The sequence below is a fragment of the Psychroserpens sp. genome (assembly GCF_047633235.1).
Taxonomy (GTDB): Bacteria; Bacteroidota; Bacteroidia; order Flavobacteriales; family Flavobacteriaceae; genus Psychroserpens.
The window spans coordinates 1-9,605 of sequence record NZ_JBLIET010000070.1; the positions used below are offsets into that span (position 1 = coordinate 1).

Below are 9,605 nucleotides of genomic sequence, written 5' to 3' on the forward strand. Positions count from 1 at the left end.
TTATGATATCCAATATCGCTGGCTACAACATTTTCTGGACCATACAGTTCTCTTAACTTATACGTGAGCTCAGATCCTATTTGACCTCCAGCACCAATAACTAAAATTCTAGGCATATTATATCATTTATTCTTACCGTCAAAAATAAAGAGAATAAAAGCAGTAAAAAACTTATATACATAAAATTATGGCCTCTTTATTTTTTGTTAATTGCATTTAACATATATTGGCTTTGCTTACCTTTACTTCAAATTGAATTTTACTAATTATGCGCATAGTATTACTAGCTTTTCTAAGTTTTTGTTTTTCAGTTACAAGTTGTAAAAGTGATAAAGTTTCCGAAGTTATAATTGAAACACAAGAGCAACTAGAGGCAAGAACTATTTCTCAAAAAGATATTGAATCTATACGCTATGACGATTTTGGGTTAAGCCCAGATTCTCAAAAGGCAGCAAATGATTGGCAAAAATTCCAAGAATTAAATACTCAAATAGAAGTATTGAAAAAAGGAGATTTAGCTTATTTTTCTGGTGACCCTTTAATTATTAAAACATTAATGCAAGAACTAAGAACAGAAATACCTAAGACGCTTCAAACCAATGAGATTTATGCTAGAATTACGGCGTTAGACACAAAAACACAAAAATTAAATAGTCTTCTAAGACTTGCAAATATTAATAAAGAAGAAAAAATAAATGTTATAAAGGAGTTTTTGACTACAATTTCGAACCTTAATCTACAAATAAATAAAAAGTTTGAATTTGAGAAGAACGATGTTATTAAACCTGAATAGACAGCTATTTTAACGTATTAGATTCTTAATGTTTTGTTAATATGTAACAAATTAGTCGTTAATGCTTCTAATTATTAATTAATTTTATTCGAACTTAAATTACTAAGCATATTATGAAAACCAATATTAAAAGTATTTTGGTGGTTTCTGCATTAGGCCTTTTTGCATTTTTAGGATGTAAGGAAGACCCTAAAGCGGATACTGCGATGGTTGAGAAAATTCCTGGAATTAACCTCGATAACATGGACACAACGGTGAGTCCAAAAGATGATTTCTATAATTACGTTAATGGGAATTGGGCAAAAACAACAACCATTCCTGACGATGAGACAAGATGGGGAGGATTTGGAGTATTACGTAAAGACACTAGGCAAGATGTTCTAGGGATTATGAATACTTCAAAAGAGCTTGGAAAGTATGAAGAAGGTACAGATCAAAAAAAGGCACTTCTCATATTTGAAACTGAGCTAGATACAGTTGCTAGAAACAAAGCGGGTATCACTCCATTACAACCTTTATTAGATAAGATTGATGGTATTTCAGACCTTAATGATATGCAAACTGTTTATGCAACTACAATTGGTGTTTCAGCTCCTTTTGTTGGAATTGGCGCTAATGCCGATTTAAATAACAGCAGCATGAATGTGGCGTGGGTTTATCCTTCCGGATTAGGATTACAGCGGGATTATTATTTAGATCAAGATACAAAGTCAAAAGAAATAAGAGAGCAGTACAAGGCTCATGTTTCTAGAATGTTACAATTTATCAATTATAGTAAAGAGGATGCAGATGACGCGGCTAAAAAGATTTTAGCAATGGAGACACAGTTAGCTGAGCCTAGACTAGATAAGGTCGCTATGAGAGACGCACGTAATTATAATAATCCAACGTCATTGGAGGACGTACAAAAAATGGCTCCTGCTCTTAATTGGAGTAAAATGATTAAAGATTTGGGGATAACAGCAGAAATGGAAACTCTAAACGTTATGCAGCCAAAGTATATGGCAGCAATGAATGACTTTTTAATGTCAACAGCTATTGACGATGTCAAAACTTTGATTGATTGGAGTACGATTAACAGTGCGTCAGGATTTTTAACTACAGAAATTGAAAAAGCAAACTGGGAATTTTACGGTAAAACCCTAAACGGTTCTATAAAAATGCTTCCAGCAGATGAACGTGCACTTGGGACTGTAGATGGTGCAGTTGGAGAAGCTATTGGTAAATTATATGTAGATGCTAAGTTTCCACCAGAAGCTAAGGCGAAAGCAGAAAAGATGATTGCTAACGTGATTACTGCGTTTCAAAATAGAATCCAGAATTTAGAGTGGATGACTGAGGATACAAAGAAAAAAGCTGTTGAAAAATTAGATAAGTTCACAGTAAAAATAGCCTATCCAGATGAGTGGGAAGATTACTCAAAAATGATGGTGAAAGAAGGTAATACATATGCCGAGAATATGATGGCTGTTGGAAAATGGTCAAGCGAGAAAAATTTGTCTGAAATTGGACAACCTGTCGATAAATCAGAATGGGGAATGCCACCACAAATGGTAAATGCTTATTTTAATCCATTAAACAATGAGATTGTCTTTCCAGCTGCAATTTTACAACCACCGTTTTATAATTATACTGCTGATGACGCAGTGAATTATGGAGGAATAGGTGCTGTAATTGGTCATGAGATTTCTCATGCTTTTGATGATTCTGGAGCTCGTTTTGATGGCGATGGAAATTTAAAAAACTGGTGGACAGATTTAGATCTTGAAGAGTTTACAAAACGTGGAGATGCTTTAGCAGAACAATACAGTGCGATTGAAGTCATGGATAGTGTTACAATCAACGGTAAGTTTACTTTAGGTGAAAATATTGGAGATCTTGGTGGCGTACTAGGAGCTTACGACGGATTACAACTTTACTACAAAGAAAACGGAAGACCAGAAAATATTGACGGTTTTACACCAGAGCAACGTTTCTTTATGTCTTGGGCTACGGTTTGGAGAACATTAACTAGAGAAGACGCATTGAGAACACAAATCAAAACAGATCCTCACTCTCCAGGAATTCAAAGAGCAACACAACCACTTAAAAATATAGATGCATTTTATGAAGCATTTGATATTAAAGAAGGTGATAAAATGTGGTTAGCTCCCGAAGAGCGTGTTAGAATTTGGTAACATATGGCATTGATATAAATTAAAATGCACCCGATTGGGTGCATTTTTTTTATTCCGAAGAAAAAACAATACCTATTTAATTTAAAAAGGTATTTACTCCTTCGTTGCTTCTTTTACTTTTCTAGCTTCTAGTGCTTCCATACTTAATTGTGCCACATTAAAATTAGGATCCATAGTCACTGCGTCATTCAGCAAAGCAATGGCTTGATCTAAATTATCTTTTTGGTTCATATTAAATACAATTAAAGCTTTCATATACGTTAATGCACCTTTAAGAGAGACTTCATAAGGTTGTTGAGATTCGTAATACGCACGTTTCATTTCTGGTTTTACATTAGTCAAACCATAATCTACTTTAGCTTTTGCACTACCAAAATCTTGTAGTTGGGTTTTTAAGTCTGCAATTTCATAGGCGACATATGAATTTGCTCGCCTCTTAAACAACTCCTCATAAAATTCTACAGCGAGTTCAGGTTGATTCATCGCTTTTAATGCGATGGCTTTAACTTCTGTATTCATGTCTGAGTCTGATACGTTTTTTTCTATACCAATTGTATTTAATGCTTCAAGATTTCTGCCCTCTGTGACATAAACATACGCGAGTGTGTCTGATCTTTGTTGGCTTGGCTGGATCACGTTGAGGTGTGTCATCGCGTTAATAACACCTTGAACATCACCTTGATCTTTCATCTCTTTGTAATAAGATTCAAAGTGTTTTAAAAGTTCAGATTTGGTTTGTGCAGTGACATTAAATGTCATTACAACTGCTAAAAGGAAAATAAGTTTTTTCATTGTTTTTATTAATTAATTGCGCCAAAACTAAAAAATTATCTGGTATTTGTTCTTAAAAATCTGCTAATTATTAAAGTTTTATTTGAAAGTTATAGTTTAAATTGTGTATCAATTTTCGAGAATCTATAATTTTACCTGTACTAATTGAGTCGTTATCAAATTCAGGGATTACTAGTCCTGCCAATTGACATGCCTTTGTATAGAATTCCTTTTTGTTGAGTTTAGTGCTGTTAGACGCATTGAAAACCGTGTTCCAAATATTGTTTTCTATAATTGAAATGATAATTGCAATACAATCATTTCTATGTATTAAATTAACCGGAGCCTCAGGGTTTTTAATATTACTTTTTCCAGAGAGATATGTTGCTGGATGGCGTTCGGGGCCATATAAACCGCTAAAACGTAAAATTGTGGTTTTGAAATTTTTGTTGGTCTGAAATAGGGTCTCAACCGCAATTAATTGCTTTGGCGCACTAGCTTTTGAAGTCGGAGAATTTTCGGTAATTACGGGAAAGTTCTCTTTATCCTCATATACGGAAGTAGAACCAATAAACACTACGTTTTCTACGGAAGAATTTTCGATATGATTTACAAAAGACTCCATTTTTTTAACGTAATCACTTTCCGGATTTTTTCTCAAACCGGGTGGGATATTCACAATAAGTGTTTGACACTCCTTAAGACAAGATTTGAGGTTTCCGACAATACCTTCCGAAGTAAATTGAATTAAAAATGGAATAATTTGTACTGCTTCCAGTGCTGATAATTTGGCCTTTGAAGTTGTAGATCCATGCACTTCATAGTTGCGTTTTATTAATTTTTTTGCTAATGGGAATCCCAACCAACCACAACCAATGACAGAAATTTTAGGTTTCAATAGTGTTATTTTTAGTGAATTCAAATTTACGAATTATTGAACGGATTATTGTACTGGTATAATTGGCTAATTTTTAGTAACTTTAAGTTCACGCAAAAAAACATCGGCTATGGGTATTAAAAGTTTTCAAGGTGCCAGAAGGCAACAGCAAAATACGACAGAGGTTAACGCATTTAGGGTCTGTGACTTTATGTCTCGTGATTTAATTACGTTTAGGCCTGAGCAATCGGTTGAGGAGGTCATTCAATCTCTTTTAAAAAATAAAATTTCTGGAGGACCTGTTGTGAACTCAAATAATGAATTGGTTGGTATAATTTCTGAAGGTGATTGCCTAAAGGATATTAGTGAAAGTCGCTATCATAATATGCCAATGGAGCAACATACTGTTGAAAGTAGAATGGCAAAAAATGTCGAAACTATTGATGGTAATATGAATGTTTTTGACGCAGCCAATAAGTTTCTAGAGTCTAAAATTAGACGTTTTCCTATCGTTGAAAATGGAAAGTTGGTTGGGCAAATTAGTCAGAAAGATATTTTAATAGCTGCTCTAGATTTGAAAGGGCAGAGTTGGAGGTAGAGGTTTTATCTGCGGTTTCTATTAGGTAGCACCGCTGGTAAATCTGTAATAATTAGTTTTTGTTTGCCCTCACTTTCTAATGTTGCAATTTTAGAATATGGATATTCTGGAAATGGCTCACTTAGTGATTTCCATTTCGCAATTCCTGCAACTGTGATGCGCTCACCAATTTCTATGATACCTTCTTCGTAGCGCAAGGTTTTATTAAACCCAAAGTACGTTTCAGGTTCTATATTATAGCGTTTTAATAACGCAACAAATCTTGGAGTAGGATCATTAAACGTGCCCGAAGATTGGCTTTTATCTGTAACCAAATGACAGATATAATTTCTAGGATAGCCCTTTGGTTGTATAATTACAAAGTCACCATGAGTATCTACAAAGAAGGCTTGAAATTTTTCTTCGGAAACTATGGTTTTCCAATGTGAACTTTTACCGTTACTTACTTTTTTCTGAATTTTCATTTGATAAAACACACACGTTCTACCAGAATAAGGCGCTATCAAAGGGGCTTCAATATGAAGGGCTTTACCACTTACTTTTGATAGTTCATTTGTTTTTAAGCTGGAGGTTGGTTTTTGAGGGATTTTTGATAAGGTTCGAATGATGACTTGTTTCCCATTATAATAATAGATTAAGAATCCAATAATAGCGACTGCACAAACAATTAGAATTACAATAATAGGAGTTGTCATAGTATTATGATTATAAACTATAAGTCCTATAAGCGATTAAAATGTTACAGTTTTATCTTTCTCTCTTGACTAGAGCATAGTAATCACCTTCTAGAGGTAAATACCCTTGATCATAAACAAAATAATACACTGTACCAGCTTTGGTCCTATAGATACTAGTGAAGTAATTAAAGTCAAATCCTTTTTCTACTAATCGTGCTCTAGAAATTTTTTTCTTTTGGTCTGGATTGAGCTCTTCGAGAATGCGATAGTTTTTCCGGAGTCGGTTATTAGTGTTTCTAATGAGGTTTTTATTGTCTTTATTAATGTTATTATTGAAAGCGTTTCGGCACCCATCACTGCAGAATTTTTTGTCGATTCTGCCAACTATTTTATCACCACATTCTAGACATTCTTTTTGCATAATTTGATTTGCTTGTTCTTACAAGATATAAATTATTTATAACGACTGGGTAATAACAACCGTATTGACCCTATTTATTTTATCGTAGACTTCTACTTTATAAACTTTTGATTTCAAAAATGCGATCACTTTTTTTAAGTTTTGACTCTTTTCTTTCTCTAAGGACCCATTAAATAAGATAACACCATTGCTAGATTTTGATTTGATAATTGTCTCCCAAAACGGGAGCTCTAAAAATTGTTTTGGGACATCAATATCAATAAATAAATCAATGATAATTAGATCAAATTGTTGTGTGTTTTGATGTACATATTGAAGTGCATCTTGGCAAATTATTTTTAAGGTAGAGGAGTCTTTTATATCAAATTCTGTCTTTGCAATATCAATTATTACAGGATCAATATCTACTGCAGTAATATGTTTTTGATAGTTAAAATCGTCTCGAAGTGTTTGGATGACACTTCCGCCTCCAAGCCCTAAAAGTAATACCGAATTCACCTTTTTAAGATTGATTTTATTTAAACCAAATTTTAAAATTAGTTGTAAAGCACCGTAACTATAGTTCGCATTTTTAGTATTGAGGTGTTTTATACCGTTTTTTATTGTGATTTCTAGTTTACCACTAAATGTAGATATTATGGTTTTTGTGATCGGGTACATATAGCTTATAAGTCATGTCTTTGTTGACAAAGATACGAAATACTAATTCAAAACATAAACAACAACAAACGACAACAAACATTTACAAATGAATTTAAACAGGTAACTACCGACTAACACTTGCAACCCATCGCATATTTGCACTGTTGAATGATTGCAGTCAAATTTAAGATGATTAGAAATGACTACTTGAGATTCATCACGACGTAAAAAGATTCTGAAATATATTCAGAACAAAGCATTAACTGTTTAACATTAAAATTTAGAACACATGAACACATTAAGAAACAAAGTACAGTTGATTGGAAGATTAGGACAAGATCCAGAAATCATTAATTTTTCCGATGGAAACAAAATGGCAAAATTCTCTTTAGCCACAGATGACAGCTACAAAGACAAAGAGGGTAACAAAGTAGAGCGTGCCTATTGGCATAATATTGTTGTGCGAGGCGGTCTTGTAAAAGTTGTAGAAGAATACATCACCAAAGGTAAAGAAGTCGCTATAGAAGGCAAATTAACAAACCGCTCTTGGGATGATAAAGAAGGCACAAAGCGTTACACCACAGAAATTATTTGTAACGAATTATTGATGTTGGGTAAATAGGAAATTGAAAATATTCAAAATAAGGGAGGCTTCCATTGTGGAAGCCTTTTTTACGTATTGATTACTAGTTTAAAACTGTCGAAAATTCTCTTAATTAATTGTAATAATTTTTTCTTCAGAAATAAAACGGCCTGCATTAGTTACCCCCTCAATAAACAATTTAATTTGCTTTGTTTTTGTGTCAAGGATTTTTAGGTTAATAGCATTAGTTTTATTTAAAGTGATATTGGGAATCCAATCAATAACACCATATTCTCTAAAGAAATCACTTTCATAATGTACGTATTTTGGGGCATAAAAAGTTTTTGGAGACGTAAAGGTTAAAGGCAGACTCACTTTTTGGTTGAACTCTATGCGCTTGTCGTTTTTAAACCTTAGTCCTGGATTTGTATTGATATGAATAGTACCACCATTTCCAACATTACTTGCATCATATCGTTTAATCGTTTTATCTAAAGCTACGTAGTCTATATCACCCATATTGAAATTTAATAAAACGTCTATATCCATTAATACCTGATTGTTTAAATAAATTTTAGGAATTTCTCGCTTGCCAAAACGAAGAATAGTGAGTTCCATTTTTCCATTTGGCAACATTAATACTATATAACCTTGCTTGTTTAAATAGGTCATCATGTCTATTTCATGAATTCTTTGCTCATCATCAAACATGTCTAAGTTACCTGTTGAATAATACCTTGTTAATTTATTAATACGTTTTTTCTCTATGTTGGCTTCAATGAGAACTTCATCGAGTTGTTCAACTGTATTCCATTTAGTATCAAAAGCAGTATCCGAACCATTTGCTTTAAAAACAGTATTCTCTTTAAGCGGTAATACTTTAATAAATTTTTCAACATTAGGAACTTTTGACGGAGAGAATTGCAGGTGTAAGCTTGGTTTTTGCATTTTGGTTTGACGGATAACTTGTGAAAATTCTAATGGATTATTATCTTCTATAAAATAGTTACTATGGCTAAATGAACTTTCATTTTCATCTGTAATAAAAGCTAAAGCATCATGGTGTTTTGAGGCGTTTAAAATAAATCTACCTTCACCTTTATAGGTGCTATTTCCGATAAAGGAGATGCCAGTTTCAAAAGTATACTCTTGTTTTGGAGGACTATTGAATATAGTATTCCAGTCATAACTACTCCATCCTTGGGTTAATAAGAGATTATCCAGATCATATTCTTTTTTACTGTTGTTATCTGTAAAATAATATTTAGCATTTTCAATATTACCTTTAATATAAGGTTGTAAAAGTGTATGCGATAGTATATTATGATCTGTATTATATGATTTCGTCTCGTACGGCAGTACAGAAACACTTAATCGTGCTATGTCAAACGGTTTCATGCCACTTAGAGGAACTTGAATTGATAACGAATCTTGATATTTTTCTACAAATGCATCTACAGTTTCTAATAACTGAACCTCATTATGGTTAAAGAAAAGTCGCTCGAGAATAGGTGTATTATTTTCATTGAATAGGGTTAATATATTTATTCCAGTAAACAGATTTTTAAGTTCAATAGCCTTAACTAGTGTTGTACTGTTTTTAAATGTAATGGGGATCGTTTTTGATTGACTTCCATTATGGATAAACAGTGTGTATGGTTTGTCCTTAATCGTTGATAAGGTCTCCATATTGGTTCTAAAAGTTAACGCAATCTTAGAATCTATTTGATTAAGTGTTATGTTAACACCTCTTTTTTCTATAGTATTTAAATCAAAAGGCTGAATGCTCTTTCTAAAATCTAATTCTACAGTATAAGAGGTTTTGCTTTCGTGAATGAAAAGAAATTTACCAAGACCTACTTGATTGGTTTTAAAAGTAGAAACGACTACATTCTTGCCATTCAAAATCCTCCCTGTAATATTTGGCACACCATAGCCAAGTGTGTCTTTAATAACGACACCAACGGTATTCTCCGTATCCGCAACTAGGTGACCACCTTCTGGTAAAAACTGTGCATCTAGTTTAGAGCTTATAGTTGTTAGGTTCTCGTCATCAATTTGATTTG

10 protein-coding genes and 1 pseudogene are annotated in these 9,605 nt (G+C 33.1%); 4 read left to right on the plus strand and 7 right to left on the minus strand.

The annotated features are described in order from the left end of the window. Nucleotides 1-116, minus strand: a pseudogene (locus ACJAZK_RS14055) (NAD-dependent epimerase); the annotation flags it as partial. A 152-nt stretch (nucleotides 117-268) separates the two neighbouring features. Between ACJAZK_RS14055 and ACJAZK_RS14060 the strand changes: the two are divergent. Both ACJAZK_RS14060 and ACJAZK_RS14065 read left to right on the plus strand, forming a co-directional pair. After that, nucleotides 269-793 (plus strand): hypothetical protein, encoded by a 525-nt coding sequence (locus tag ACJAZK_RS14060; protein WP_415224571.1) that lies wholly within the window; start codon nucleotides 269-271, stop codon nucleotides 791-793. 113 nt (nucleotides 794-906) lie between these two features. Next, nucleotides 907-2,970, plus strand: coding sequence for a M13 family metallopeptidase (locus tag ACJAZK_RS14065; RefSeq protein ID WP_415224572.1), 2,064 nt, complete (start codon nucleotides 907-909; stop codon nucleotides 2,968-2,970). A gap of 93 nt (nucleotides 2,971-3,063) precedes the next feature. Here ACJAZK_RS14065 and ACJAZK_RS14070 read toward each other — a convergent pair whose 3' ends face one another. Together ACJAZK_RS14070 and ACJAZK_RS14075 are read right to left on the minus strand one after the other, a co-directional pair. Then, entirely contained in the window at nucleotides 3,064-3,762 is a 699-nt protein-coding gene (locus ACJAZK_RS14070) for a hypothetical protein (protein ID WP_415224573.1), read from the minus strand. Nucleotides 3,763-3,832: 70 nt separating this feature from the next. Then, entirely contained in the window at nucleotides 3,833-4,639 is an 807-nt protein-coding gene (locus ACJAZK_RS14075) for an NAD-dependent epimerase/dehydratase family protein (RefSeq protein WP_415224574.1), read from the minus strand. Nucleotides 4,640-4,748: 109 nt separating this feature from the next. On the opposite strand from ACJAZK_RS14075, the gene ACJAZK_RS14080 reads away from it, so the two are divergent. Next, complete coding sequence (locus ACJAZK_RS14080; protein WP_028870714.1) at nucleotides 4,749-5,216, plus strand: CBS domain-containing protein; 468 nt, start codon at nucleotides 4,749-4,751, stop codon at nucleotides 5,214-5,216. A gap of 5 nt (nucleotides 5,217-5,221) precedes the next feature. On the opposite strand, the gene ACJAZK_RS14085 is transcribed toward ACJAZK_RS14080, so the two are convergent. From ACJAZK_RS14085 to ACJAZK_RS14095, 3 genes are read right to left on the minus strand one after another with little or no spacing between them, the layout of a single operon-like run. Continuing rightward, a complete protein-coding gene (locus ACJAZK_RS14085) occupies nucleotides 5,222-5,911 on the minus strand; it encodes a hypothetical protein (RefSeq protein WP_415224575.1) in 690 nt (229 codons plus the stop codon). Between the two features lie 52 nt (nucleotides 5,912-5,963). Beyond that, a complete protein-coding gene (locus ACJAZK_RS14090; RefSeq protein ID WP_415224576.1) occupies nucleotides 5,964-6,314 on the minus strand; it encodes a hypothetical protein in 351 nt (116 codons plus the stop codon). Nucleotides 6,315-6,350: 36 nt separating this feature from the next. Next, nucleotides 6,351-6,974 (minus strand): fused MFS/spermidine synthase, encoded by a 624-nt coding sequence (locus ACJAZK_RS14095; protein ID WP_415224577.1) that lies wholly within the window; start codon nucleotides 6,972-6,974, stop codon nucleotides 6,351-6,353. 271 nt (nucleotides 6,975-7,245) lie between these two features. On the opposite strand from ACJAZK_RS14095, the gene ACJAZK_RS14100 reads away from it, so the two are divergent. After that, nucleotides 7,246-7,578 carry a single-stranded DNA-binding protein gene (locus ACJAZK_RS14100; protein ID WP_415224578.1) on the plus strand — a complete coding sequence of 111 codons (333 nt, stop codon included), beginning with the start codon at nucleotides 7,246-7,248 and terminating at the stop codon, nucleotides 7,576-7,578. A 90-nt stretch (nucleotides 7,579-7,668) separates the two neighbouring features. On the opposite strand, the gene ACJAZK_RS14105 is transcribed toward ACJAZK_RS14100, so the two are convergent. Next, nucleotides 7,669-9,605 (minus strand): hypothetical protein (locus tag ACJAZK_RS14105; RefSeq protein ID WP_415224579.1); only part of this gene is annotated, 1,937 nt, incomplete at its 5' end.